Here is a 23,542-nt window from a genome sequence, read left to right on the forward strand (position 1 = left end):
ACCTGGTCAGCCCTTGATAAAGCCGATGAAGTCGTCGGGCGCGGCGCGGCCCATCTCTTCCTCCCAGTGGCGGCGGCAGAGTGAGACATAGACGTCCTTGCCGATCGCCACCTGTTCGCCTTGCCTGGCCACCTTGCCGTCGGGGCCGAGGCGCACGACCATCGTCGCCTTGCGGCCGCAGCGGCAGATGGTGCGCACCTCGCGTAAATCGTCGGCGATGGCCAGCAGCGCGCGCGAGCCGGAAAACAGCTTGCCCTGGAAGTCGGTGCGCAGGCCGTAGCACATGACCGGAATGTTCAGGCGGTCGGCGATGCGGGCGAGCTGCCAGACCTGTTCTTCCTCGAGGAATTGCGCCTCGTCGACGAAGACGCAATGCACCGATGTATGCGCGTGGTGATCGGCGACGCGGGCGAACAGATCGTCACCGTCGCGGAACATCTCGGCTCCCGTCTCCAGGCCGATGCGCGACGAGATCAGGCCGGTATCGCCCTTGCGGTAGTGGCCGGCGACGAACAGCATCGTGCCCATGCCGCGCTCGCGATAATTATACGACGCCTGCAACAGCATCGTCGTCTTGCCGGCATTCATCGTTGCATAGTGGAAGTAAAGTTTGGCCATGCCATCCTACGGTCTGTTGATATTCAGGTGATGCCGGCCTGCAAATGGCGGCTCCTGCGCTTCCCCGTTCTACCGCGTCGCGGTAGAACTGAGCTCACGTACCCAAAAGTACGCTCCGCTCCGGTTCTCGGAGCCCACCATTTTCGTCTCGGCCTGACCTGAATCTAAACAGACCTTATGCCGAGTTGGCCTGATACGGGGAGGGGCCGCCGCCGGCATTCCCCTGAAAAAGCCGACCTGTCTCTGAAAAAGCTGTCTGGCACGACAAAAGCGTCGGTCGTGTCGCTGATTGGCCAGCCCGCGCCGTTGATCGTGATTGCCTTAGCGCTTGAATCCACACCAGAATGGTGTTTGGCTGACGAAACAAGGCGGGCAGAGAAACCGTGACTACGCTTCGCCAAAGAATCACAATGGGAGAATATCTATGTCGCGCATGAATTCCTTCGTCGCCGGCCTCGGCCTGGCGGCTTTTTTGTCCACGAGCGCTGCCTTTGCCGGTGATCCGGCAAGCTGCAAGGCGGTGCGCCTTTCCGATGTCGGCTGGACCGACATCCAGGCGACGACCGGCATCGCTTCGGTGCTGCTGACCGCGCTCGGCTACGAGCCGCAGACGATCCAGCTGTCGGTGCCGGTGACCATGGCGTCGCTGAAGAACAAGGATCTCGACGTGTTCCTCGGCAACTGGATGCCGTCGATGACCAACGACATCAAGGACTACACCGCCGACGGCTCGGTCGAGACGATCAGCACGAACCTGACCGGCGCCGGCTACGGCATTGTCGTGCCGACCTATGTCGCGGATGCCGGTGTCAAGTCGCTGACCGATATCGGCAAGTTCAAGGACAAGTTCAACGGCAAGATCTACGGCATCGAGGCCGGCAATGACGGCAACCGCATCATCCTCGACATGATCAAGAACCCGAAGGACAATCTCGAAGGCTTCGAGTTGGTCGAATCCTCGGAGGCCGGCATGCTCACGCAGGCCGAGCAGTCGATGAAGAACAATGAGTGGATCGCCTTCCTCGGCTGGACGCCGCATCCGGTGATGGGCGCCATGAAGATCACCTATCTCGACGGCATGGGCGACAGCGGCTTCGGCGCCGCCACCGTCTTTACCAATGTGCGCAAGGGCTACACCACCGAGTGTCCGAATGCCGGCAAGTTCATCGCCAACCTCAAGTTCAACCTGGACATGGAAGGCCAGATGATGGACGCGATCCTCAAGGGCGGCGACGCCAACACGGTGGCGGCCGACTGGCTGAAGAAGCACCCGGACGCGGTTGCCCCGTGGATCGCCGGCGTAACCACCTTCGACGGTGGCGACGCGGCCGCTGCCGTCAAGACCGCGCTCGGAAGCTGAGCCGACTGAATTCGGCAAAGCCGAACCAGGAAGGGCAGCCATCTTAGAAAAGGCTGCCCTTTTTCATATCCTGTGACAAGATGACGTTGCTACCGTTGAGGCCGAGGGCAGGGCGGTCTCCTGCACGAGAGGGGCGATATGGATCCGATTTCGAAATTCATGGTCGATCACAAGATTCCGATCGGCGCCTGGGGAAAGGCGTTTTTCGGTTTCCTCACCGACAATTTCGACACTGTGTTCAGGGCCTTTTCGAATGGCCTCAATTTCCTGCTCGACGGGCTGGTCAACATCCTGCTGATGGTGCCGCCGGTGCTGCTGGCGCTGATCATCGCCATCATCGCCTGGCTGCTGCAGCGCTCGCGGCCGCTCGCCATCGGCGTCTTTCTCGGCCTGATCTTCATCATCAACCAGAACCTATGGAAGCAGACGGTGCAGACGCTGGTGCTGGTCGTCGCGGCCGCTGCCATGGCCATGGCCATCGGTGTGCCGCTCGGCATCTGGGCGGCGCACAAGCCGAAGGTCTATCGCGTGATGCTGCCGGTGCTCGACCTGATGCAGACGCTGCCGACCTTCGTCTACCTGATCCCGGTGCTGACGCTGTTCGGTCTCGGCAACGCGCCCGGCCTCATCGTCACCATCATCTTCGTCATTCCGACCGCGGTCAGGCTCACCCATCTCGGCGTCGTCTCGGTGCCGAAGTCGATCGTCGAGGCCGGCGAGGCTTTCGGCGCTACCAAGAGCCAGCTGTTGTGGAAGGTGGAACTGCCCTCGGCGCTGCCCACCATCATGGCCGGCCTGACGCAGTCGATCATGCTGTCGCTGTCGATGGTGGTGTTCGCCGCACTCATCGGCGCCGGCGGCCTCGGCACCGAGATCAACCGGGCGCTTGGCTCTCGCCGCATCGATCTCGGGCTTGAGGCTGGCCTGGCAATCGTCGTGCTCGCCATCGTGCTCGACCGGATGACCCGAATTGCGGTTGGAGGCAAGAAATGACCGTCGCCGTCGATTTCAGGAACGTCGATATCGTCTTCGGCGCCGACCAGGCCGGATCGCTGGCGATGATCGATGCCGGCGCCAGCCGCGCCGAGATCCTCGAAAAGACCGGCAATGTCCTCGGCTGCGCAGGCGCCAGCCTGACCGTGAACGAGGGTGAGATCTCCGTGCTGATGGGCCTCTCCGGTTCGGGCAAGTCGACATTGTTGCGGGCGGTCAACCGGCTCAACGTGGTGTCGCGCGGCCAGGTGCTGGTCAAGGATGGGGACAAGACCGTCGATGTCGTCACTTGCGACCAGGCGACCTTGCGGCGGCTGCGGCAGAAACAGGTGGCGATGGTGTTCCAGCAGTTCGGCCTGCTGCCCTGGCGCACGGTGGAGGAAAATGTCGGCCTCGGCCTCGAACTCGCCGGCGTGCCGGAAGCCGAGCGCAAGGAGCGCGTGCAACGCCAGCTCAAGCTGGTCAATCTCGACCAGTGGTCGAAGAAATACGCGCATGAGCTGTCGGGCGGCATGCAGCAGCGCGTCGGCCTGGCCCGCGCCTTCGCAACCGAGGCGCCGATCCTGTTGATGGACGAGCCGTTCTCGGCGCTCGACCCGCTGATCCGAACCAAGCTGCAGGATGAGTTGCTGCAGCTGCAGGCCGAATTGAAGAAGACCATCATCTTTGTCAGCCACGACCTCGAGGAGGCGCTGAAGATCGGCAGCCACATCACCATCATGGAGGGCGGCCGCATCGTGCAGACCGGCGCGCCGGAAGATATCGTGCTGCGCCCGGCCAACGACTATGTCCGCGACTTCATCGCCAATGTGAACCCGCTATCGGTGCTGACCGCCTGGAACGTGATGCGCGACCGTCGCGATCTGGAGCATGGCGACAATGGCTGGGTGTGGCTCGACCGGCGCAAGACGACGCGCTTCAAGATCGACGATCACGGGCTGGTGGCGGCGGCCGAACGCGACGGCAAGCCGGCGGTCTGGGTGTCATGCGCCGACGTCGAGGGCCAGCCGGAGGAACTGGCGCAGGTGTTCTGGGCCAATCCCGGCACCTCGCTGAAAACCGTGATGCTGGCCATGCACCGTTCGCAGACTGCACCGGTGGCAATCGCGATTTGTCGGCGCCATCGGCATCCGCGATGTGTTGAGCGCGGTGCTGCGGCGATAGGAGCCGCGAGACTCCAGGACCATCGGCGATCAGGGAAGGCGCTTTGGAGAGGATTTGGGGTTGGTTGTCTAAACCGGGGACCGCGCAGACGGCACTCGGAATACTGCTGGTGGTTGCGATGCGATCGATCCTGGAGTTTTTCAGGATTGGCGGTGCGACCGGCACGCAGCTGAGTGCACATCAGCTCTTTTATATTGAAGGGACGCTGGCAGCGATCACCGCCGCGTTGGTGGTTCTTGTCCTGCATGCATTCGGGCGGCACGGTTGGGCGACCCTCTTCAGCCTGGCAACAATAGTTGCCCTGTTGGCATGGAAGATCGCCGTCATCCGTTGAAAACGGCAAAACATCCCTGGTTCGTGCCGGTCTTGATATCTTGCTGCCGGTTTCCTGGGTTTCGGGAATGCTGCTAAAGCGCTGCGTTGCAGGGCCGGCACTTTAGGCCCGGCATTAAGCCGCCAGCGGCAGGCGCAGTTGCGTCAGCAGGCCACCGCCCGGGTTGTTGGACAGGCTGATCTCGCCGCCGGCGGCGCGCGCGATGTTGCGGGCGATGGTCAGGCCGAGCCCAAGACCACCGGTCTGGCGGTTACGCGATTGTTCGAGGCGCACGAAAGAGCCGAACACGGCGTCGATCTGGGCTTGGGGTATCCCAGGCCCTTCGTCGCGGATGGTGAGCAGGATCATGTTTTCCGACCGGCGCAGGCTGAGATGCGCCTTCTTGCCGTAAGTGACCGCGTTCTGCACCAGATTGGTGACGCAGCGCTTGAGCGCGACCGGCCGCGCCATGCAGATGAGGCCGCGCGAACGGGTATCGTCGTCGAAGGAAACGTCGTCATAGCTGTCGGCGATCGATTCCACGAGCGACCAGAAGTCGATGCGTTCGTTCTTCTCCTCCGTCACCTCGAAGGTGGCGAAGTCGATCACCGAGCTGGCGATGCTTTCGACATCGGCGAGGTCGTGCGCCAGCGCCTCGCGAACCGCCGACTTGCGCAACAGTTCCAGGCGCAGGCGCATCCTGGTCATCGGCGTGCGCAGGTCATGCGCCAGTGCCGCCGCCAGATGCTCGCGGTCCTCGACATATTCGCGCAACCGGGTCTGCATGGCGTTGATCGCCTTGGCCGCGGCACGGACCTCGCGGCTGCCGCCTTCAGCGATTGGCGGGCTCTTCAGGTCCTTGCCGATCCGGTTCACGGCGGTTTCCATCATCCGGTAGGGCGCTGTAAGCCGGCGCAGCGACCAGATCGACATGATCACCACCAGGCCGGCGATCAGCGAGTAGAGCGGCAGGCTGTCGAAGCTCAGGATCGGACCGACCGGCGTGATCGGCTCGGTGAAGTTCAGCCATTGGCCGTCGGCGAAGCGTAGCGACGCCGTCAATTTATCGCTCTGGGCGAAGTCGGCTGCCAGCACCAGAAGGTCGCGCTCTACCTGGCCGATATCGGGTCCCGGCGCCATGCCGTTGGCGTCGTCGGCCTCGCGCGTCGCCGGATCGCGCCGCACGCGTGCATCGGTGATGCCGAACTTCGACAGCCGGCCAACGAGAATGTCTTCGAGCTCGGCCAGTTGGTCGTCGCTTGCGATCGACGAGGTGACCGCGGGCGTGTCCGAGACGGTGAGCGCGTAAGTCGAGTTGAACAGGCCGGTCGCCGTTGCCTTGCGTTGGTCCGGACTGGCGTCATGCATCAGCTGCACCAGCGAGAAGGCACGGTCGTTGAGGCGATAGAGGTCGACGACGTCGTTGGCGGCGGCACGGTCGCGCGACACAATGTAAAGGGTCGCGACCTGGCTGATCAACAGGCCGGCGATGACGATCAGCAGCACCCAGACAGGCAGGGTCTGCGGCAGGAAACGTCTCATTCGGAAGTCGTCTCGGGCAAAAACTGATAGCCGCCGCTACGCACGGTCAGGATCAGCTTGGGCGTTTTCGGGTCGTCTTCCATCTTGCGCCGCAACCGGCTGACCAGGATGTCGATGCTGCGGTCGAAGGAGTAGTCGCTGTCGCCGCCGGAGAGTTCGATGAGCTGGTCGCGGGTCAGCACACGCTGCGCGCTCTTGACGAAGGTCTGCAGCAGGTTGAATTCGGCCATGGTTAGCTCGACCCTGACATCGTCGGGTGCGATCAGCCGGCGGCGCGAACAGTCCATCGTCCAGCCGGCGAAGCGGTAGATCTGCTTGGTGGTGGCGCGCTTGGGCTCGGCGGCGCCATTGCGCCGCAGCACGGCGCGGATGCGCGCCAAAAGCTCGCGCGGGTCGAAGGGTTTGGGCACATAATCGTCGGCGCCCATCTCCAGACCGACGACGCGGTCGGTCGTCTCGGTGACGGCGGTCAGCATGATGATCGGCGTCGAATACTGGGCGCGCAGGTCGCGGCACAGCTCCAGCCCGCTCTTGCCGGGCAGCATCACGTCGAGGACGATGAGATCCACCTGCGTGCGGCGCAGGATGGTCTCCATCTCGATGCCGTCGGCGGCAACCGAGGTGTGCAGGCCCCGCTTCTGGAAGAATTCCTGCAGCAGGTCGCGGATGCCCTTGTCGTCGTCGACGATCAGTATGTGTGCGTCGGATTTCACAGCAGCCCTGTCATTGTTGATTGCCAAGCCGTTCTGTCGCAACCCACACGATAGAATTCAGGCCATATGTTGGCCAGTGGTGATGATGGGTTCACACCGGCTTTCTCAGACACAATCCAGAAACAAAATTCTACAGTTCAGAAAAACTCCTGAAAAATTTCAAAGGCATAACTGATCTCGTGGCGGTCAGGTCATCGGCTGCGACGCTAGTCTCCGGGTTTACGGATAAACCGATGCCAAGGTTGTCGATCAGTTTGTTGGGTGCGTTGCTGGGCCTTGGCCTGGTCACTGCCGCTGTCGGACAATCGGACGCAAAGGTGACGCCCACAACCCGGAGCGAACGGTGCGCCAATCTCAGCCACCAATTCGATGAAGCCCTCGAAACCCATGCCACGGCAACGCAGGTCACCGCGGCAAAGGCACTTCAGAGAAAGGGCAACCGGTACTGCGCCGCCAAGAAACAGGCACAGGGCATCCGGATGCTCGCCAACGCTTTGAAGCTGCTTGGAGTGACACCGAACGACCCGGTTCAGTGACATCAGAAATTCGACCCGCATAAAAAGGAAATGAAGCCATGAAAAAGTCCCTCCTGTCCGCCCTCGGCCTCTCCGTTGCTCTCGCCTTCTCGATGCCGGTTCTCGGCAACGCAGCCGCCACCACGACCGCTGCCCCGGCTGCTGCCACCACGACCACCGCCCCGGCTGCTGCCGCGACGACCACCGCTCCGGCCAAGGCTGCTCCGAAGAAGGTCGCCAAGAAGACCGTCTGCAAGGTGACCAAGAAGCACAAGTGCCCGGTCAAGAAGGCGCCCGCGAAGGCGGCCCCGAAGGCTGCTCCGAAGAAGCCCTGATCAGCTTCGAGGTCAGTTCTAGCAAGGCCGTTCCAGCCGTAAATCGGCTGGGGCGGCCTTCTGCCAAGTGCATGGTCGATGAGCTGAACACCGGCGGCTTCCAACCACGCAACTAGATTGTGCTTAACCCGTTTGCAACGCCGGCCGTGTAGGGCAATCCGCATGAAGAAGCGGCTTTCGTCCATTTTGCGTTCGATGGTGCTCGGCGGCCTGGTGGCCACCGGCGTCGCCAGGGTGCTGATCCTGTTCACAGCCAGCCCGGTGCCCGATCCGGCCAGCGGGCGCACCGAACCTTCGCTGTTTGCGCCTGCGATTTCCACCAATTGGGACTACATCACGCCGGCACAGACCTGGCTGCTGATCGTGCTGACCGGAGCGACGCTGGTCTGCGTTGCCGCGTGGCCGATCGCGGCATGGCTGGAACGCCGGGCCGATGCGGGCGCAAATCGCCGCATCTTTGGCCGCGAGGGCCGTTGAACGGCAACCGACACTTTCCCACATGACGGTGAATGGCCGCGCCTGCCGGATATCGGCTTTGTGCGTCTATCAAAATGGACGACTGCTGTCGCTGGTGCCAGAATGGCGGCAAGGTCGCTTACGCAAAATTGTCGGTTCCGATGCCTGAAATCACCACAAAACCGCGCGTCCAGGTCAAGCCGCAGGTCGAACGGCCGAAGCTCTACAAGGTCATCCTCATCAATGACGATTTCACACCGCGCGAATTCGTGGTGACGGTGCTGAAGGGCGAGTTCAAGCTCAGCGAAGACCAGGCGCACCGGGTGATGATCACCGCGCACCGGCGAGGCGTCTGCGTCGTCGCCGTCTTCACCAAGGATGTCGCCGAGACCAAGGCGACGCGCGCCACCGATGCCGGCAAGGCCAAGGGCTATCCGCTGATGTTCACGACCGAGCCGGAGGAGTAGCCTACCGTCCCTCGCGGTACCACATCGAACCCATTGCCAAAAGCAGCAGGCCGAGACCGAGGAAGCCGCCGAACAGCGGCACGCGCGAGACGGCCTTGAGCACGCTGTCGTCCGTCGTGCGCAGGCCGATCCAGTCGCTGCCGGACGCAGCACCAGCCGAGCGCACGGGCACGATGGAAGGCAGCGTCACGTCGCTGCCAAGGGCCGTGGATGGCGCCAGCCGGCGCACGCTGCCGCCGGTGGCTTCCGCTGGCGCCTTCAGCCGGTTTTCGGTGGAAATGACATCGGCGAATTCCGGTGCGTTGACCGGGCCGACATGGGCGAGCGCCGTCAGGTCGCCATTGGCGACCTGGTAGAGGCCGATCTCGCTGGTCTCGACGCTGCCGAGGAAGACGCCGGGTTCGGATTTCTCGAGCTTGACGGTCAGTGTCTTGCCGGATGGGGTGATGATCTGCGCGGGGCCAGGATCGTCGGCCATCGTCTGGCGGCGGATTTCCAGCACCATGCCGCGGCCGTCGGCGGTCAGCCGCTCCTCCTCGAGCTCGGGCTCCTTCATCAGCCAGTGCGCAATGCGCCGGTAGAGCTGGACATGCGGGCCGCCGCCCTCGAAGCCGCGCGCCCACAGCCAGCCCTGGTCCGACAGAAGCATGCCGACGCGGCCTTCGCCCTTGCGGTCGAGCAGGAGCAGGGGCCGGTTGTCGGCGCCCTTCATCACCACTTCGCCTTCGGGATTCTGCACGCCGATGGTGCGGTACCAGCGGCTCCAGTGCGGCGGCTCGCTGGCCGAACCATCCAGCCCGCGCGTCACCGGGTGGCGCTGGCCAAGATCGGTGAGGCGCGGATAGAAGGCTTTGTCGACAACCTCGCCGGTCGGCATCGCCGGCAGGGCCGCCATCAGCGGTGTGCGTGCGATCGAGCTTTCGCCAGCATATTCGGGGCCGGCCGCGATCAGCAGTGCGCCGCCCTTTTCGACATATTCGGAGATGTAGTCGTAATAGAGGATCGGCAGCACGTCACGGTGCTGGTAGCGGTCGAAGATGATGAGGTCGAAATCCTTGATCTTCTCGACGAACAGCTCGCGGGTCGGGAAGGCGATCAGCGACAATTCGTTGATCGGCGTGCCATCCTGCTTTTCCGGCGGCCGCAGGATGGTGAAATGGACGAGATCGACCGAGGCGTCGGATTTCAACAGATTGCGCCAGGTGCGCTCGCCGGCATGCGGTTCGCCGGAGACGAGCAGCACACGCAAGTTCTCGCGGATACCGTCGATCAGCGCGATGGCGCGGTTGTTGGTGTCGGTCAATTCGCCCGGCTCGCGATCGATGGCGAGTTCGACGATGTTGCGGCCGGCGCCCGGAATGGTCACCTGCAGCGGCATAGCCTGGCCGACGGTGGCGTGCTCGACCGCCACCTGCTCGCCATTGACCGAAACGCGCACATCGACCGGGCCAGTCTCGTTTTCGGTCGAGATGACGCGGTAGGTCATGTCGAGCGGCTTGCCGACAAGGCCGAAGCGCGGCGCGTTCTCGAAGCGGATGCGGCGATCCTTCTCGTGGTCGTTGCCGGTGATCAAGGCATGCAGCGGAGCGTTGAAATCGGGCGCGCCCGGGGGCGCGTCATGCACCTCGCCATCGGTGACCATGATGGCGCCGCCGATGCGTGACGGCGGCACGTCGCGGAAAGCGCCTTCGAGCGCGCCGAACAGCCGTGTCTCGGTGCGCTCCTCGGCGGCCTCGGATTTGCCGGCCTCGACGACGCGCACGTCGAACTGCTTGAAGCGGCCAAGACGCTGCTGCAGCCCGGCCAGCGCCTCGTCGGTCTGCTTGGTGCGATCGCCGATATCCTGGCTCTGGCTGCGGTCGACAATCAGCGCGACGACGCTTTTCAGCGGCTCCCGCTCCTCGTTGAGGAACACCGGGTTGAACAAGGCGGCGGCGAGCGCCAAAAGGGCGATGAAGCGGAAGACCGAGCCGCGCTGGCGAAACCACAGGCCGACCAGTGCCAGCAGCGCCAACGGCACCAGCGCCAAGGCCAGCAAGGGCCAGGAGATCAGCGGTTCGAAGGAGATCGACCAGTTCATCTCTTACCCTCCCCTTTGTGGGGAGGGTTTATCCGCGACCGGAGGGCACCAAACAAACTCATCTTACTGCCCCAGCCGTTCGAGCAGGATGGGCACGTGCACCTGGTCGGATTTGTAGTTGCCGGTCAGCATGTACATCATGATGTTGACGCCGGCGCGCAGTGCGTAGATGCGCTGCATCGGGTCCGCCGGCACGGTCGGCAGCAGCGGGTCGCCATTCTCGTCGACCGCCCAGGCGCCGGCGAAATCATTGGCGGTGATCATGATCGGCGAAACGCCGTCGCCGGTGCGCACCGGCCGGTTCTCGGCATTGCTGGCGTCGAGCGACGCCTCGACCCACAGCGGGCTGCCGGCGAAGCGGCCGGGGAATTCGGGCAGGATGAAGAAGGATTTGGTCAGCACGTGGTCGGACGGCACCGGCTCCAGCGGCGGCACATTGAGGTTGCCGAGGATGTCACGCAGCCGCTCGGTCGCCGGGCTGGTCGAATCGGCGCCGATGCCATTGGCGAACTGGTCGCGGGTGTCGAACAGCACCGTGCCGCCCTGCTGCATGTAGGCGTCGATGCGTGCGATCGCGGCCTGGCTCGGCATCGGTGCGGCCGGATCGATCGGCCAGTAGATCAGCGGATAGAATGACAGCTCGTCCTTCGAAATGTCGACGCCGGCCGGCGCGCCCGGTTCAAGTGCCGTCTTCTCGACCAGGAAGCGGGTCAGGCCCTCGAGCCCGGCGCGGCTGATCGAATCGTCGCCCGGCACGCCGGTCAGCACATAGGCGATGCGGGTCTTCGAAATCGCCTCTATGGCAACCTCGTCGCCCGGCTTGGCATCGTCGGCGCGGGCAAGATCGGCGTGGCCGAACAAGGCACCGAGCGCAATCAGGACCGCGGCGGTGGTTGCCACCGCACCGGCACGGCGCGGCCGGCGCGAAAACAGGCCGCCCATCCAGAACACCGCCAGCGTATCGAGCAGCATCAGCACCAGAGCAGCCGCGACCAGCGCGCCCTTCAAATTGCGCGATTCGTCAAAGGCATATTGGATCGATGTGACCGGGACAGTGATTTGCGGGCGTGCCAGCGGGGCCAGCGTGCTGTCGGCTTCAAGCAAATTGTGGGCAAACACGCCCGTCTCGGAACCATAGAGTCCGGGCGGGTTTTCAAAAGTCACCGGCAGGGCACCGGCGCCCGGCACCAGCGGCCGCGCGTCCGGCGTCGGCGGCACCAGGGTGCCGTCGGCTGATATCATGCGGTAGGGCGCCAGCGAGGTGGCGGCGGCTTCGGCATTGGCGATCGCCGCGCCCTGGTTGCGTGACAGCTGCACGATACGGCGCAGCATCTCGACGAAGCTGCCCGAGATCGGCAGGTTCGACCAGGTCGCCTCGGGGGTGACGTGGAACAGCGCCAGCGTGCCCTTGCCTTTCTTCAGTCCGGTGACCAGCGGCGTGCCGTCGGCAAGAGCCGCCCAGGTGCGTTCGACGATGTCGGGCGTCGGCTCGGCCAAGACCTGCCTGGTGACGGTGACTTCGGTCGGCGGAGCGAGATCGGCAAACGGGCCGGCCTTGGGGAATTCGGTGACCGGCTGCGGCGACGTCCATGACAGCGCGCCGCCGAGCGAACGCTCGCCGGTGCGCAGGCGGACCGGCAGCAGGTCGTCGTCATTGCCGGCGGCGGCCAGTCGCGAACCGGCGAAACGCACCAGCGTGCCACCATTGTCGACCCAGTCGACCAGCCTCTGCCGGACCTGTGCGGGAATGGTGCCGATGTCGGCCATGATGATCATCGCCGGCTTCTGATCGAGGATCTGCGGGATGGCGTCGGCGAGGTCGGCGCTGGCGGGTTCGACGAGATCGGCGAAGGGCTGCAGCGCGCGCCTGATGTAGTAGAGCGGCGACAAAAGCGGCTGCGCCTGGTCGGCCTCGGCCTGCGACAACAGCCCGACGCGGCGGCGCTTGGAGCTTTCGTCGAGGACGCGGACGGCACCTGCCTGGCGCTCGCCGTCGAGCGCGATCGAAGCGAAGTCGTTGCGCAGCTCGAACGGCACCGCCATGGTGCCGGTGGCGGTGGTTTTGCCAGGCGAAAAGGTCAGCGTCGCATCGGCGATGCGGCGGCCCTTGTCGTCGAAGGCGCCGGCGGTGACCTGCGCCGGGGCAGGGTCACCCGGCGCGCGAATGGCGGTCAGCGCAAAGCCGTCGACCTGGTTGTCGGCGGCGGTCAGGCCGGTCAGCGACAGCCTGTCGGCGGTTGCCCAAACGACGCGGGCGGCATTCTTCGACAACAGCGTGTTGAAGGCGGCCTCGTCGCCCTTTGCCGCCAGGCCGTCGGCAAGCACGGCGACGCTGGCGCCGGGCAAGGTCTCCAGCACGCCGGCGACGCGGGCATAGACGGCGGGCCGGTCGGTCGGGATCGGCCGCGGCTTGGCGGCGCGCAGCCGGTCAAGAGCGGCGGCGGCATCGAACGGGCCGATCTCCGCATTGGCCTTTTCGGCGGTGAAGGCGATGACGACAGGCACGCCGTTAGAGCCGGCATCGTTGATCAGCCGCTCGGCGGTGGCGACGCGCTTGCCCCAGTCGGCGGCACTGGCCCAGTCATTGTCGATGACCAAGGCCAGGGCAGCACCCTCGGCCGGCAGTTTTTCGCGCGGGTTGAAGACCGGGTCGGCCAATGCGGCGACGATGAGCGCCGCCATCAGCAGCCTGAGCAGCGTCAGCCACCACGGGCTCTGCTGCGGCGTCTCCTCGCGCTTCAGCACGCGGGCGAGGATCTTCAGCGGCGGGAAGATTTCGGTCTGCGGCTTGGGCGGCGTCAGCCTGAGCAGCCACCAGATCACCGGCAGCGCCAGCAGGCCCCATAACACCATGGGGGCGCCAAAAGAGAGCGGCAGCCAGCTCATGCGACAGCCGCCTTTCCGATGGAGGGGCCATCGGCGGTCATCGCCATGTGCAGGCGCACCAGCGCATCGGAGGCCAGCCGGTCGGTGTGGTTGACGGTAAAGCTCCAGCCGAGCCGCTTGCACCAGGCGGCCAGTTCCTGGCGGCGGGCGGTGTAGAGCAGGCGATACTCGTCACCCAGCATTTCGGCGCGGCCGGCGGTCAGCTTGTCGCCGGTCTCGGGATCGGTGAATTCGGTGCGGCCGGCATAGGGAAAGGTCTCCTCGGCCGGGTCGGCAACCTCGATCAGATGCGCGCGCACGCCGTGGCGGGCGAGCACGTCGAGCCAGGCCATCGTCTCCTCGATGGGATCGAGGAAATCGCTGACGACAACGATGTCGCAGAAGCGCCTGATATCGGACAGGTCGGGTTTTGCCGGCAAGTCGCCGGCATGCATCAGCTGGGCGGCGATGCGCTCGGCGCCGTTGCGGGCGGTGAACGGATCGGTGAGGCCGGGCCAGGCTATGCGCTCGCCGCTGCGCGACAACAGTTCGGCCATGGCCAGCGCCAGCACCAGCGCGCGCGATTGCTTGGAAACGCTGGCGCCGGTCGACTTGTAAAGCATCGACGGCGAGGGGTCGGCCCATAGCCAGACCGTATGGGCGGCTTCCCATTCGCGGTCGCGCACATAGGTGTGGTCGTCGCGCGCTGAGCGGCGCCAGTCGATGCGTGAGGCGTCGCCTTCGACATAGGGCCGGAACTGCCAGAAATTCTCGCCGATGCCGCGCTTGCGGCGGCCATGCCAGCCCGCGATCACCGTGTTGACGATGCGTCGTGCCTCGACCAGCAGGTCTGGCACAAGCGAGGCCCGCAACCGGCCACGGGCGAGCGCGTCGCGCGTCGCAACCGGTGCTTGGAGCTCGCCAATACGCGCCATCAGATACCTTTGGCCAGTTTCGCCACCACGTCGCGCACGCTGGTGCCTTCGGCGCGGGCGGCGAAGGTCAGCGCCATGCGATGCTGCAGCACCGGCTCGGCCAGCGCACGCACATCGTCGATCGAGGGCGCCAGCCGTCCGTCGTAAAGCGCGCGCGCCCTTGTGCACAGCATCAGCGCCTGGCTGGCGCGCGGGCCGGGGCCCCAGGCGACATGCTTGTCGGTCTCGGCATTGCCCTGGCCGGGACGCGCCGAGCGCACCAGCGTGAGGATCGCCTCGACGACGCTTTCGGGCACCGGCATGCGGCGGATCAGCGTCTGTATCTCCTTCAGCCGCGCCGGCTGCAGTACGTTCTGGGCCTTGGCGTCCTCGATGCCGGTGGTCTCCAGCAGGATGCGGCGCTCGGCCTCGATTTCGGGATAGAGGATGTCGACCTGCATCAGGAAGCGATCGAGCTGGGCTTCAGGCAGCGGATAGGTGCCTTCCTGCTCCAGCGGGTTCTGCGTTGCCAGCACATGGAAGGGCGCCGGCAGGTCGTAGCGGGCGCCTGCAATGGTGACATGGTATTCCTGCATCGCCTGCAGCAGCGCCGACTGGGTGCGCGGCGAGGCGCGGTTGATCTCGTCGGCCATCAGAAGTTGGGCGAAGATCGGCCCGGAGATGAAGCGGAAGGAACGCTTGCCGATCTCGTCCTGCTCCATCACTTCGGAGCCGAGGATATCCGACGGCATCAGGTCCGGCGTGAACTGGATGCGGCGCGAATCGAGGCCGAGCACGATGCCCAGCGTTTCGACCAGCTTGGTCTTGGCGAGGCCCGGCACGCCGACCAGCAGCGCATGGCCGCCGGCCAGCAGCGCCACCAGCGTGCGCTCGACGACGCTCTCCTGGCCGAAGATGACCCGGCCGACCCCGTCGCGGATTCTGGAAATATCCGCCAGCGCCTTCTCGGCCTCGGCGATCATGTCCTTCTCGCTGATCGGGCTTTCCTTGACCATCACGCTCATGCCGCATCGATCCTCGTGGTTGGAAATACCAGCCTGCAGCTTACCATGACTGCCGCGATTCGGCCTCGCCTAGCGTCTGCATTTGAACTTAAATCACAGACTTAGGCTGACAAGCGGAACAACAGTGACTATTTCGTGACCATGACGGGACCCTTGGAACATCGTGAAGAAAGCCTGACTGATGCCACCGAGGCGCGGGGGCTCGAGGCGCTGATCTCGCGCGCGGCCCGCGCCGGCAAGGGCGCAGCACCCGTCGAGCGCTGGAATCCGGACTTTTGCGGCGATCTCGACATGGAGATCAAAGCCGACGGCACCTGGTTCTATTTGGGCACGCCGATCGGCCGCATGCCATTGGTGCAGCTTTTCTCCTCGGTGCTGCGCAAGGACGAGGACGGCAAGACCTATCTGGTGACGCCGGTGGAGCGAGTCGGCATCCGCGTCGCCGATGCGCCCTTCATCGCCGTCGAGATGGATGTTTCGGGTGACGGCGACGCGCGGATCATCACCTTCCGCACCAATGTCGGCGATGTCGTCGAGGCCGGGCCGGAGCGGCCGCTGCGCTTTGTCGATGAGCACGAGACCGGTGGCCTGAAGCCCTATGTGCTGGTGCGCGGCCGGCTGGAGGCGCTGGTGGCGCGGCCGGTGATGTATGAGCTGGTCGGGTATGGCGAGGAGATCGAGATCGGCGGCAAGACGATGTTTGCCGTGCGCTCGAAAGGCGCGGTGTTCCCGATCATGCCGGCGGACCAGTTGAAGCGGCTGAGCGCGTGATGGACCAGATGTCGCCGGCGCCGTTTTCATCAGCGGATTTTCGCGCGCGCTTTGCCGCGCAGCCGGATGCGCATGCCGGTGACGATTATGGCGACCATCGCTTCAATCCGGGTCATCCGCGCCTTCACCAGGGCAAGGCGTTGCGCGATGCGGCCGTGCTGATCCCGGTGGTCGATCATGAGGGCGATGCGACGGTTCTTTTGACCAAGCGAGCTGAAAAGCTGCGCAACCATTCGGGGCAGGTGGCCTTTCCCGGCGGCACCATAGACCCGACCGATGCCAGTCCGGAAGCGGCGGCGTTGCGCGAGACCTTCGAGGAGATCGGCCTTGCCCCGGATCGCATCGAGATCATCGGCCGCATGCCCGACTATGTCGCCGGCAGCGGCTACCGCATCGCACCGGTGCTGGGCATCGTGCGGCCGGGTTTTGAGCTGGTGCTCAACGCCGACGAGGTCGACGCCGCCTTCGAAGTGCCGCTGCGCTTTCTGATGGACCCGGTCAACCACAAGCGCGACAGCCGCATGTGGAACGATCTCGAATGGTTCTTCTACGACATGCCTTATGGCGACCGACGCATCTGGGGTGTCACCGCCGGCATCATCCGTACGCTGTATGAAAGGCTCTATGCGTGAGTGTCTCGATCGCGGGCAGGGCCGACTGGCTTACCGACAAGCATCTGCAGCGCCTGCTGGCCGCACTGGCCGAGGGCGGTGAAGAGGCGCGTGTCGCGGGCGGTGCGGTGCGCAATACGCTGATGGGCCAGCCGGTCGCCGACATCGACATCGCCACCACGTGTTTGCCGCAGGAAACCATCCGCCGCGCCGAGGCGGAGGGCTTCAAGGCGGTGCCGACCGGCATCGAGCATGGCACGATCACGGTTGTCGCCGGTGGCAAGCCTTATGAGATCACCACCTTGCGCGCCGATATCGAGACCGATGGGCGGCGGGCCAAGGTGTCGTTTGGGCGCGACTGGAAGCTCGACGCCGAGCGGCGCGACTTCACCATCAACGCGCTTTATGCCGAGGCCGATGGCAGGATTGTCGACCTAGTCGGCGGCATCGCCGATATCGAGGCGCGCCGGCTGCGCTTCATCGGCGATGCGGAAGCGCGCATCCGCGAGGATTACTTGCGCATCCTGCGCTTCTTCCGCTTCTTCGCCTGGTATGGCGATGGCCGGCCGGATGCCGAGGGACTGAAGGCCTGCGCCCGGCTGAAGGAAGGGCTGGCCCAGCTTTCGGCCGAGCGTATCTGGTCGGAACTGAAGAAGCTTCTGTCGGCACCTGATCCGTCGCGGGCGCTGCTGTGGATGCGGCAGGCCAGTGTTTTGACCGCCGTACTGCCGGAAAGCGAGAAATGGGGCATCGACGCGATCCACGGGCTGACCAAGGCTGAGAAGGATCTGGGCTGGACGGCTGATCCGTTGTTAAGGCTGGAGGCGATCGTGCCGCCGGATGCGGCGCGTATGAAGGTGCTCGCCGAGCGGCTCAAATTTTCGACGGCTGAAGCGGATCGCCTGCGCCACTGGGCGCTTGCCACCGCCGTCGAGCCGAAGATGACCGAGGGCGAACTGGCGAAAAGGCTCTATCGCGGCGACCGGCAGGGATTTGTCGATCGGCTGCGGCTGTCGCTTGCCTCAGCCAGGGTGCGCGCTGTCGAGGACAATGCGGCGCTGCTCGAAGCCGGTGGCTTTTCGCGCCTGCTTGCCTTCGCTACCAAATGGGAAAAGCCGTTGTTTCCGCTGAAAGGTGCCGATCTGACGGCGCTCGGCGCAACTCCAGGGCCGAAACTGGGCGAAGTCCTCAGGAATCTGGAAGCGGAATGGGTTGAAGCGGGATTTACGTCTGATCGCGGCGCGCTGCTTGAACGCGCCGCGGAAGCACTTCGCCCTTAATGGCGGTACCGTTCATTTGATCGATACGGGAGCCAGGGCGCGCGAAAGGCTTGCCTCGCCCTTGCCATAGACCGAGGGGCTATAGCCAATCAGCGTGTCGGTCCGGGCCGTATTGAGCAACTGGTTGGTGATCTGGGTCGGCGTTGCCTTGGTGAATTTGCTGCCCACGATCGCCGCGTAACCGGAAATGATCGGTGCGGCGAAGGAGGTGCCGTAAAGGCCTGTCTTGTCCCCCGCGACCCCTACGACCAGGAAATGGCTCTGCACAAGCGGATTGGAGCCGGCAGTGTTGGAGTACCAGGCCATCCCGGTCGGGTTTGACGTTGTGCCGTTCGCGTTGAGCGCGCCGACGAAAATCGCGGACGTCTTTCCGATCAAAGCGAGGTCGAGATAGTCCTGCTGACCGCCCGTGATACCGCCCACGGCAACCGAGTCATTGCCCGCGGCCTTCGAAACCACCGCCGTTCCTTTGGTGGCGTAGGAGATGATGGAAGCTTCCTCGGCGCTCCATCCGATCTGGTTCGCGCTGTAGCCCGCCTTGGCGTACATGCCATAGCTCAGATTGAGCACGTTCAGGCCCGGCGCCAGCGTGACGGACGAAGCTGTGGAGAAGTCTTTCGACCTTATGGTTGCCAGGGGCGCAATCATGCTGGCTTCCTCGCGCGTCCATTCGCCGTGCCGCTGGGTTTGAACTCCGACGCCGAAATTACCTGAGAAGCGCGATGTGCTGGAGAAGTCGTCGACGATCGTGATCGTGACGCCTTTTCCCTTGTAGCCAGCACGCCAGGCGGCACCGACATCGGGGCTCATCCAGTTTTGCACAGTCTGCGATGGGGTTGTAGGCAGGGTAGCGCTCAGACAGATGGAAGCGCTCGATTGATCGCTGACGCAAAGCGCCGACAGCGGATCGGGACCAACAGCGTCTTGCGCCGCCGCCATCGATGCCGGCAGAAGGGCGAGCGCCGTGGCGACACCGAACTTCCAACGATTATTTGACATGTTCTTACCCCGGTTCAAACAAGAGCTAGGACGCACCATCGCGACTTTCCGGCAGCTGGGTGACATTTCATGCACGCCCCCTCGCGATTAGAAGGTAACACGGTAGTTCAGCCAGAGATGCTGCCTCTCCGGTTTAGCGTTAACCAGATATTTCAAGGTTTCCTCCGGCGCCATCTCGCTGGCAGCGAGCCGGCAATTGACGCCGTAGGTGCCCAAAACACCATAGTCGGCTTGGCAGGACTTTTCGGTGAGATTGCCGCCGACGGTCGTGGTGAGCGACAAGGAAAGAGTGCTGTTGGCACTCGGATGCATCTGAGTGAGGAAACCAAGCTTGAGGCTGGGCTCGATCCGATACTTCTCGCCCGCTTCTCCGGTCCCAAATCCCCAAAGGATGCCGGTATCCTCCGTGATCTGTGTCAGCAGGTCCACGTGCATGTCGACCCAGCTTGCCCGGTACCATTGGTTGAACGATATCCGGTTTCCATTCTGCAGTTCATAACCCCCGTCGCCGAGCCCTCTGGCGCGGTCACTGAGCGGCGAGCCCTGATGGATGTCGACCAGCGATGTCGTCATTTCCTGGGCAATCACCGGAGATGCGGCAAGGAGCGCGCACAACAGGAGCGCGGTCGTGCGGAAACTCACCCGATTGCCGGACTTTTCGCGCATGCGCGAAACACCTCGCCCCACCGATTCCGGACCAGTGCCTGGTGGCGACGGGCTTCTCTTGCAGCCCACTGTAGCCCGGATTGTCAGCCTGACAGTCGCACGGGTTCAGTTACCGCAGGGTTTATTTTAGCTGAGGCAAATGTAATTTTTTAACCCCGCAGGGTCTGAATCGCGACGCGTGGAAACGGATATATGTGACGCGCTTTACGGCCTTGCCTTCATGCATGTCGCTGTCCCAATACGGGGGCTACTTTGGGGTGACATGCATCAGACCGCCCGCGAAGGCGTCTACGCCAAGCGCGGGCGTCACGCCCAATGCTGTTTATCTGCTTACACTTAATCTTGAGCTGACAGACCCGAGGCCGCGCAAATGCTATGCCGCGTCGCGGGCCTTCTCGATGCGCGAGCGGATCGCCTCGATCATCGTCTCGCGGATCACCGTTTCGCCATGCGTCTCGCGCATGTGCTCGACGGCACGGCGCATGACCTCGGCCTCCTCGTCGGCACGCGTGTGCCAGTCACAGCCGGGAACAAGCGACCCGCAGTGAAATTCCTTCATGGGATTTCTCCTTTTCCTCCGTGGAGCCTGAGGCTCCGACACTTTTTTGGCTCACGGTCCAAATCCGAGATCGGATCCTGGGGCCGCGAGCGGGAGAACAGCATAACACAAATGGGGTGGCATTGGTTGCAGTCAACGGCGAAAAGGCGGAGCAGCGCTGCTCCGCCCTCTTACGCTACCCCGAAACAGGACCGGATATCGTCTCATCCTGCTCTGGCAGGCAAGCCGTCATTTTGCGACCTTGACGGCCTCGGCGACCTTGTTCTTGCCCTTCATATCCCATGAGACGCGGACCTTTTCACCAACCGTCAGGCCAGGATCCTTGAAGGTCTTGGGAAGCGTAAAAGACGATCCATCATCGAGGACCAGGCTCATGGCCGTCGTGTCGAAGGTCTTGATCGTCCCGGTGGTGTGCTTGACGGCGGCGAATGCCACCGAACCGGAAGCGAGAAGGGCAGCGGCGGCAGCCGAAACAATGATCTTGCGCATTGCGAAGTACTCCTGGAAAGGCGGGTATCTTTTTGACGAAGATGTCCCGCATCGTCTTGGGTCGTCCGGTCGCGTCGGGTCGCGGCTCGCTTTGCCTTGACGCAATTCCGGTCGAAAAGCCGTTTCGCACTTTCCTGGAATTGCGCGCAGGCGAACCGCCGGCGCTTCCCGACCCGGCGCCACAAATAGACCAGTCTTTTCAATAGCCTATTAGACGAAAAAGAAATTTTTCGCCGCACCGTGTGCCACATTCCGTGCCCATTTCGAACGAATGGGACATCAATGCGGCTCACGCCGCGCTCACCATTTTGTTACGGCCAGCGAACCTCGGGTGGCAGGCTGGAGAGGATGGCCGCGACATTGCCGCCGGTCTTCAGCCCGAAGATGGTACCACGATCGTGAAGCAGGTTGAATTCGACATAGCGGCCGCGGCGAATGAGCTGTTCGTCGCGGTCGCCGTCGGTCCAGTTCTCGTTGAAGTTAGCGCGCACGAGGTGGCCGTAGACGACGAGAAAAGAGCGGCCGACATCCTGGACGAAGTTGAAATCGGCATTCCAGCCGCCTTTGTCCTCACCCGAATGCAGCCAGTCGAAGAAGATGCCGCCGGTGCCGCGCGGCTCGTTGCGGTGCGACAGATAGAAGTACTCGTCGCACCAGGCCTTGTATTTCGGGTAGTCGGCAACGGCGGCGTTCTTCTCGCAAGCGAATTGCATGGCGCGGTGGAAGGCGACCGTGTCGGGATCGTCCTGGGTGCGGCGGCGGTCGAGCACCGGCGTCAAATCGGCGCCGCCGCCGAACCATTGGCTAGATGTGACGACCATGCGCGTGTTCATGTGCACGGCCGGAACGTTGGGGTTCCAGGGATGCGCTATCAGCGAAATGCCGGATGCCCAGAAGCGCGGATCTTCCTCGGCGCCGGGCATCTGCTTCCTGAATTCGGGTGAGAACTCGCCATGGACGGTCGAGGTGTGGACGCCGACCTTCTCGAAGACGCGGCCGTGCATCATCGACATGGTGCCGCCGCCGCCGCGGCCCTCGTCACGTTCCCATGGTGTCTTTTCGAAACGACCAGGTGACCACGAGGCCAGCGGCCCGCCAAGATCCTGCTCGATCTGCTCGAAGGTGGCGCAGATGCGTTCGCGCAGCGCCTCGAACCATAGGCGCGCCTTCATCTTCTTCTGTTCGATGTCGGCGGGCAGGCCTGCCGGTATTTCAGGTCGTTCCAAGTGCCGTCTCCGGTTGGGGCGGCGAGTCCTACAAATGACTCGTCTTTTGCCGGCGCGATCCCTAATCTGTTAGGGAACAGGGTCAAGTGTCATTACGGTGCAAGGAGTTGTTTCGTGCGCACCCCGGCAAGACCGCCGCTGGATGGCCTGAAGAAAAGGCTCGACCAAAGCCGGGCTGAGCGCGCGCGCATGCCGCGCGACGGTTTCCTGCGCGAGACCTTCGTGCTGCCGCGCTCCGATGCGCGACTCAAGGCCAAGGAATGGTTCGAGCGTTTTCCCAAGCAGGCCTACTGGACCGAGATCGAAAGCTGGTTCGAGCGGCCGGGCGATCTGATCGAGTTCACCATCAGGCGGTTGCCGGTGGCGGATTAGGACTCTACCAACAGCCGCCTCGCCCCCGTGCCTTCCCTTGCCAGCCTGTCCCCCTTGTTGCGCAGCGGGCATTTGTCGATCGACATGCAACCGCAGCCGATGCAGTCGGTCAGCCCGTCGCGCAGTTTCTTCAGCTGGGCGATCTTGTGGTCGAGCCCGTCGCGCCAGGCGGTCGACAGCAGGTTCCAATCCTCGCGTGTCGGCGTGCGGCCCTCGGGCAGCGATGCCAGGGCTGTGCCGATCTCGGCCAGCGAGATGCCGACCTCCTGCGCGACCTTGATGATCGCCACGCGCCTCAGCACGTCGCGGCCGTAGCGGCGCTGGTTGCCTGACGTGCGGTGGCTGCGGATCAGGCCACGGGCCTCGTAGAAATGCAGCGCCGACACCGCCACCCCGCTGCGCATGGCCACCTGGCCGACTGTCAACTCCGTAACTGGTGCCATTCCTGATTTTTCTGCCCTTATTTTTCCGCTTGACCTCAAGTTAAGTTGAGCTTGTAGCGAAGAAATGTCGATTGGGCAAATGCAGGAGAAGGCGATGTGCGCCTGGGTGAGAATGAGTGGAGAAACCACCGTCGTCGGCGACGGCAAGCACGGTGTTATGGATGGGACGTGGATCCTATCCGAGCTGCCGGATGGCTTCGCCCGCCACCATGGCGACGGAAAGCGCGACGTTGATGCTGCGCGCCGCGCCTTGCATGGGGATGGTCAGCCGCGCATCCGCCGCCTGATGGACAGCATCCGGAACGCCTGCCGATTCGCGGCCGAACAGAAGTATGTCGCCATCGGCGAAGGTGAAGCCGGTGTAAGGGGTCGTGGCTTTGGTCGACAGCAGCACCAGCCGGCGCGCGCCAGTTTTGCGCCAGTCCTCGAAGGCGTGCCAATCGACATGCCGGGTCAGGGTAGCCATTTCGAGGTAATCCATGCCGGCTCGCTTGAGCGCTTTGTCGGAGAGCGGAAAGCCGGCCGGTTCGATGATGTCGACGCCGAGCCCGAGGCAAGCGGCGAAGCGCAGGATTGTCCCGGTGTTGCCGGCAATGTCAGGCTGGTAGAGCGCGATGCGGAGACAAGTGTTCATTTCCGCGTCCTTCAAATAAGTGGCAGATCGGCCACAGCGGGCTCGCGGTTTTGGAATTTGCTGGACCTGCGGGTGGCCATTTTCTGCGAAGTCGGGTATACGCCCAGCATTGTCAACCCGAACCGATGGAGG

Annotated in this window: 25 protein-coding genes and 1 pseudogene; 12 read left to right on the top strand and 14 right to left on the bottom strand. The window is 63.8% G+C overall.

Translation table 11 applies throughout. The features are described 5' to 3' along the window. Positions 1-6: 6 nt before the first annotated feature. A complete protein-coding gene (locus C8D77_RS04490; RefSeq protein WP_109659687.1) occupies positions 7-618 on the bottom strand; it encodes a thymidine kinase in 612 nt (203 codons plus the stop codon). Positions 619-1,042: 424 nt separating this feature from the next. Between C8D77_RS04490 and C8D77_RS04495 the strand changes: the two genes are divergently transcribed. From C8D77_RS04495 to C8D77_RS04510, 4 genes and pseudogenes are all read left to right on the top strand, one after another. Then, a complete protein-coding gene (locus C8D77_RS04495) occupies positions 1,043-1,978 on the top strand; it encodes a choline ABC transporter substrate-binding protein (RefSeq protein WP_109659689.1) in 936 nt (311 codons plus the stop codon). Positions 1,979-2,116: 138 nt separating this feature from the next. Then, positions 2,117-2,971 carry a choline ABC transporter permease subunit gene (choW, locus tag C8D77_RS04500; protein ID WP_109659691.1) on the top strand — a complete coding sequence of 285 codons (855 nt, stop codon included), beginning with the start codon at positions 2,117-2,119 and terminating at the stop codon, positions 2,969-2,971. Continuing rightward, positions 2,968-4,135, top strand: a pseudogene (gene choV / locus C8D77_RS04505) (choline ABC transporter ATP-binding protein). The gene choW and the pseudogene choV overlap by 4 nt, the downstream one beginning before the upstream one ends. Positions 4,136-4,253: 118 nt before the next feature. After that, entirely contained in the window at positions 4,254-4,469 is a 216-nt protein-coding gene (locus C8D77_RS04510) for a hypothetical protein (RefSeq protein ID WP_146211763.1), read from the top strand. A 114-nt stretch (positions 4,470-4,583) separates the two neighbouring features. On the opposite strand, the gene C8D77_RS04515 is transcribed toward C8D77_RS04510, so the two are convergent. Beyond that, positions 4,584-5,990 carry an ATP-binding protein gene (locus tag C8D77_RS04515; RefSeq protein ID WP_109659696.1) on the bottom strand — a complete coding sequence of 469 codons (1,407 nt, stop codon included), beginning with the start codon at positions 5,988-5,990 and terminating at the stop codon, positions 4,584-4,586. Beyond that, the gene (locus C8D77_RS04520) at positions 5,987-6,703 is read right to left on the bottom strand and encodes a response regulator (RefSeq protein ID WP_109661267.1); all 717 of its coding nucleotides are present in this window, start codon (positions 6,701-6,703) and stop codon (positions 5,987-5,989) included. The genes C8D77_RS04515 and C8D77_RS04520 overlap by 4 nt, the downstream gene beginning before the upstream one ends. A gap of 233 nt (positions 6,704-6,936) precedes the next feature. Here C8D77_RS04520 and C8D77_RS04525 point away from each other — a divergent pair, with 233 nt between their 5' ends. The 4 genes from C8D77_RS04525 to clpS all read left to right on the top strand — a co-directional run bounded on the left by C8D77_RS04525 (position 6,937) and on the right by clpS (position 8,476). Continuing rightward, a complete protein-coding gene (locus C8D77_RS04525) occupies positions 6,937-7,239 on the top strand; it encodes a hypothetical protein (RefSeq protein WP_109659698.1) in 303 nt (100 codons plus the stop codon). 38 nt (positions 7,240-7,277) lie between these two features. Continuing rightward, positions 7,278-7,553, top strand: coding sequence for a hypothetical protein (locus C8D77_RS04530; RefSeq protein ID WP_109659700.1), 276 nt, complete (start codon positions 7,278-7,280; stop codon positions 7,551-7,553). A gap of 162 nt (positions 7,554-7,715) precedes the next feature. Beyond that, positions 7,716-8,030 carry a hypothetical protein gene (locus tag C8D77_RS04535; protein ID WP_109659702.1) on the top strand — a complete coding sequence of 105 codons (315 nt, stop codon included), beginning with the start codon at positions 7,716-7,718 and terminating at the stop codon, positions 8,028-8,030. Positions 8,031-8,170: 140 nt separating this feature from the next. Then, positions 8,171-8,476, top strand: coding sequence for an ATP-dependent Clp protease adapter ClpS (clpS, locus tag C8D77_RS04540; RefSeq protein ID WP_027039419.1), 306 nt, complete (start codon positions 8,171-8,173; stop codon positions 8,474-8,476). Between the two features lies 1 nt (position 8,477). Here clpS and C8D77_RS04545 read toward each other — a convergent pair whose 3' ends face one another. The 4 genes from C8D77_RS04545 to C8D77_RS04560 all read right to left on the bottom strand — a co-directional run bounded on the left by C8D77_RS04545 (position 8,478) and on the right by C8D77_RS04560 (position 15,360). Further along, a complete protein-coding gene (locus C8D77_RS04545) occupies positions 8,478-10,556 on the bottom strand; it encodes a hypothetical protein (RefSeq protein ID WP_109659704.1) in 2,079 nt (692 codons plus the stop codon). Positions 10,557-10,619: 63 nt separating this feature from the next. Beyond that, positions 10,620-13,442, bottom strand: a complete 2,823-nt coding sequence (locus C8D77_RS04550; protein WP_109659706.1) for a DUF4159 domain-containing protein — start codon at positions 13,440-13,442, stop codon at positions 10,620-10,622. Continuing rightward, the gene (locus C8D77_RS04555) at positions 13,439-14,356 is read right to left on the bottom strand and encodes a DUF58 domain-containing protein (RefSeq protein ID WP_109659708.1); all 918 of its coding nucleotides are present in this window, start codon (positions 14,354-14,356) and stop codon (positions 13,439-13,441) included. Before C8D77_RS04555 ends, C8D77_RS04550 begins: the two co-directional genes overlap by 4 nt. Then, positions 14,356-15,360: an AAA family ATPase gene (locus C8D77_RS04560; RefSeq protein WP_109659710.1), complete on the bottom strand. Its 1,005-nt coding sequence runs from the start codon at positions 15,358-15,360 to the stop codon at positions 14,356-14,358. The genes C8D77_RS04555 and C8D77_RS04560 overlap by 1 nt, the downstream gene beginning before the upstream one ends. 141 nt (positions 15,361-15,501) lie before the next feature. On the opposite strand from C8D77_RS04560, the gene C8D77_RS04565 reads away from it, so the two are divergent. Genes C8D77_RS04565 through C8D77_RS04575 form a run of 3 tightly spaced genes read left to right on the top strand, consistent with a single transcriptional unit; the run spans position 15,502 to position 18,022 of the window. Further along, positions 15,502-16,131 carry a DUF1285 domain-containing protein gene (locus C8D77_RS04565; RefSeq protein ID WP_109659711.1) on the top strand — a complete coding sequence of 210 codons (630 nt, stop codon included), beginning with the start codon at positions 15,502-15,504 and terminating at the stop codon, positions 16,129-16,131. Next, complete coding sequence (locus C8D77_RS04570; protein WP_109659713.1) at positions 16,131-16,763, top strand: CoA pyrophosphatase; 633 nt, start codon at positions 16,131-16,133, stop codon at positions 16,761-16,763. Before C8D77_RS04565 ends, C8D77_RS04570 begins: the two co-directional genes overlap by 1 nt. Then, the gene (locus C8D77_RS04575; protein ID WP_109659715.1) at positions 16,760-18,022 is read left to right on the top strand and encodes a CCA tRNA nucleotidyltransferase; all 1,263 of its coding nucleotides are present in this window, start codon (positions 16,760-16,762) and stop codon (positions 18,020-18,022) included. Before C8D77_RS04570 ends, C8D77_RS04575 begins: the two co-directional genes overlap by 4 nt. Positions 18,023-18,034: 12 nt before the next feature. Here the strand turns inward: C8D77_RS04575 and C8D77_RS38025 are convergent, their stop codons facing one another. The 5 genes from C8D77_RS38025 to hemF form a co-directional block, all read right to left on the bottom strand. Then, on the bottom strand, positions 18,035-19,060 hold the full coding sequence (locus C8D77_RS38025; protein WP_245462909.1) for a S8 family serine peptidase: 1,026 nt from the start codon (positions 19,058-19,060) through the stop codon (positions 18,035-18,037). A 48-nt stretch (positions 19,061-19,108) separates the two neighbouring features. Further along, entirely contained in the window at positions 19,109-19,687 is a 579-nt protein-coding gene (locus C8D77_RS04585; protein ID WP_109659720.1) for a hypothetical protein, read from the bottom strand. Between the two features lie 373 nt (positions 19,688-20,060). Next, a complete protein-coding gene (locus C8D77_RS04590; protein ID WP_109659722.1) occupies positions 20,061-20,246 on the bottom strand; it encodes a DUF1059 domain-containing protein in 186 nt (61 codons plus the stop codon). A gap of 228 nt (positions 20,247-20,474) precedes the next feature. After that, entirely contained in the window at positions 20,475-20,735 is a 261-nt protein-coding gene (locus C8D77_RS04595) for a DUF1344 domain-containing protein (RefSeq protein ID WP_023809849.1), read from the bottom strand. Between the two features lie 311 nt (positions 20,736-21,046). Next, positions 21,047-21,961, bottom strand: coding sequence for an oxygen-dependent coproporphyrinogen oxidase (gene hemF, locus C8D77_RS04600; RefSeq protein ID WP_109659724.1), 915 nt, complete (start codon positions 21,959-21,961; stop codon positions 21,047-21,049). Positions 21,962-22,075: 114 nt separating this feature from the next. On the opposite strand from hemF, the gene C8D77_RS04605 reads away from it, so the two are divergent. Next, positions 22,076-22,333, top strand: coding sequence for a hypothetical protein (locus C8D77_RS04605; RefSeq protein ID WP_027030665.1), 258 nt, complete (start codon positions 22,076-22,078; stop codon positions 22,331-22,333). Here C8D77_RS04605 and soxR read toward each other — a convergent pair. Then, positions 22,330-22,776, bottom strand: a complete 447-nt coding sequence (soxR, locus tag C8D77_RS04610; protein WP_109659726.1) for a redox-sensitive transcriptional activator SoxR — start codon at positions 22,774-22,776, stop codon at positions 22,330-22,332. The two genes, C8D77_RS04605 and soxR, sit on opposite strands and share 4 nt — an antisense overlap. 175 nt (positions 22,777-22,951) lie before the next feature. Beyond that, positions 22,952-23,410: a tRNA (cytidine(34)-2'-O)-methyltransferase gene (locus tag C8D77_RS04615; RefSeq protein ID WP_109659728.1), complete on the bottom strand. Its 459-nt coding sequence runs from the start codon at positions 23,408-23,410 to the stop codon at positions 22,952-22,954. Between the last annotated feature and the right edge of the window lie 132 nt (positions 23,411-23,542).

Source organism: Mesorhizobium loti (genome assembly GCF_003148495.1).
Taxonomy (GTDB): domain Bacteria; phylum Pseudomonadota; class Alphaproteobacteria; order Rhizobiales; family Rhizobiaceae; genus Mesorhizobium; species Mesorhizobium loti.

Bases quoted from the DNA above. Each gene is read 5' to 3' on its own strand.
- C8D77_RS04490 (WP_109659687.1), bottom strand. From the start codon at position 618: ATGGCCAAACTTTACTTCCACTATGCAACGATGAATGCCGGCAAGACG.
- C8D77_RS04495 (WP_109659689.1), top strand. From the start codon at position 1,043: ATGTCGCGCATGAATTCCTTCGTCGCCGGCCTCGGCCTGGCGGCTTTT.
- choW (WP_109659691.1), top strand. From the start codon at position 2,117: ATGGATCCGATTTCGAAATTCATGGTCGATCACAAGATTCCGATCGGC.
- C8D77_RS04510 (WP_146211763.1), top strand. From the start codon at position 4,254: ATGCGATCGATCCTGGAGTTTTTCAGGATTGGCGGTGCGACCGGCACG.
- C8D77_RS04515 (WP_109659696.1), bottom strand. From the start codon at position 5,990: ATGAGACGTTTCCTGCCGCAGACCCTGCCTGTCTGGGTGCTGCTGATC.
- C8D77_RS04525 (WP_109659698.1), top strand. From the start codon at position 6,937: ATGCCAAGGTTGTCGATCAGTTTGTTGGGTGCGTTGCTGGGCCTTGGC.
- C8D77_RS04530 (WP_109659700.1), top strand. From the start codon at position 7,278: ATGAAAAAGTCCCTCCTGTCCGCCCTCGGCCTCTCCGTTGCTCTCGCC.
- C8D77_RS04535 (WP_109659702.1), top strand. From the start codon at position 7,716: ATGAAGAAGCGGCTTTCGTCCATTTTGCGTTCGATGGTGCTCGGCGGC.
- clpS (WP_027039419.1), top strand. From the start codon at position 8,171: ATGCCTGAAATCACCACAAAACCGCGCGTCCAGGTCAAGCCGCAGGTC.
- C8D77_RS04545 (WP_109659704.1), bottom strand. From the start codon at position 10,556: ATGAACTGGTCGATCTCCTTCGAACCGCTGATCTCCTGGCCCTTGCTG.
- C8D77_RS04550 (WP_109659706.1), bottom strand. From the start codon at position 13,442: ATGAGCTGGCTGCCGCTCTCTTTTGGCGCCCCCATGGTGTTATGGGGC.
- C8D77_RS04555 (WP_109659708.1), bottom strand. From the start codon at position 14,356: ATGGCGCGTATTGGCGAGCTCCAAGCACCGGTTGCGACGCGCGACGCG.
- C8D77_RS04560 (WP_109659710.1), bottom strand. From the start codon at position 15,360: ATGAGCGTGATGGTCAAGGAAAGCCCGATCAGCGAGAAGGACATGATC.
- C8D77_RS04565 (WP_109659711.1), top strand. From the start codon at position 15,502: ATGACGGGACCCTTGGAACATCGTGAAGAAAGCCTGACTGATGCCACC.
- C8D77_RS04570 (WP_109659713.1), top strand. From the start codon at position 16,131: ATGGACCAGATGTCGCCGGCGCCGTTTTCATCAGCGGATTTTCGCGCG.
- C8D77_RS38025 (WP_245462909.1), bottom strand. From the start codon at position 19,060: ATGGTGCGTCCTAGCTCTTGTTTGAACCGGGGTAAGAACATGTCAAAT.
- C8D77_RS04585 (WP_109659720.1), bottom strand. From the start codon at position 19,687: ATGCGCGAAAAGTCCGGCAATCGGGTGAGTTTCCGCACGACCGCGCTC.
- C8D77_RS04590 (WP_109659722.1), bottom strand. From the start codon at position 20,246: ATGAAGGAATTTCACTGCGGGTCGCTTGTTCCCGGCTGTGACTGGCAC.
- C8D77_RS04595 (WP_023809849.1), bottom strand. From the start codon at position 20,735: ATGCGCAAGATCATTGTTTCGGCTGCCGCCGCTGCCCTTCTCGCTTCC.
- soxR (WP_109659726.1), bottom strand. From the start codon at position 22,776: ATGGCACCAGTTACGGAGTTGACAGTCGGCCAGGTGGCCATGCGCAGC.
- C8D77_RS04615 (WP_109659728.1), bottom strand. From the start codon at position 23,410: ATGAACACTTGTCTCCGCATCGCGCTCTACCAGCCTGACATTGCCGGC.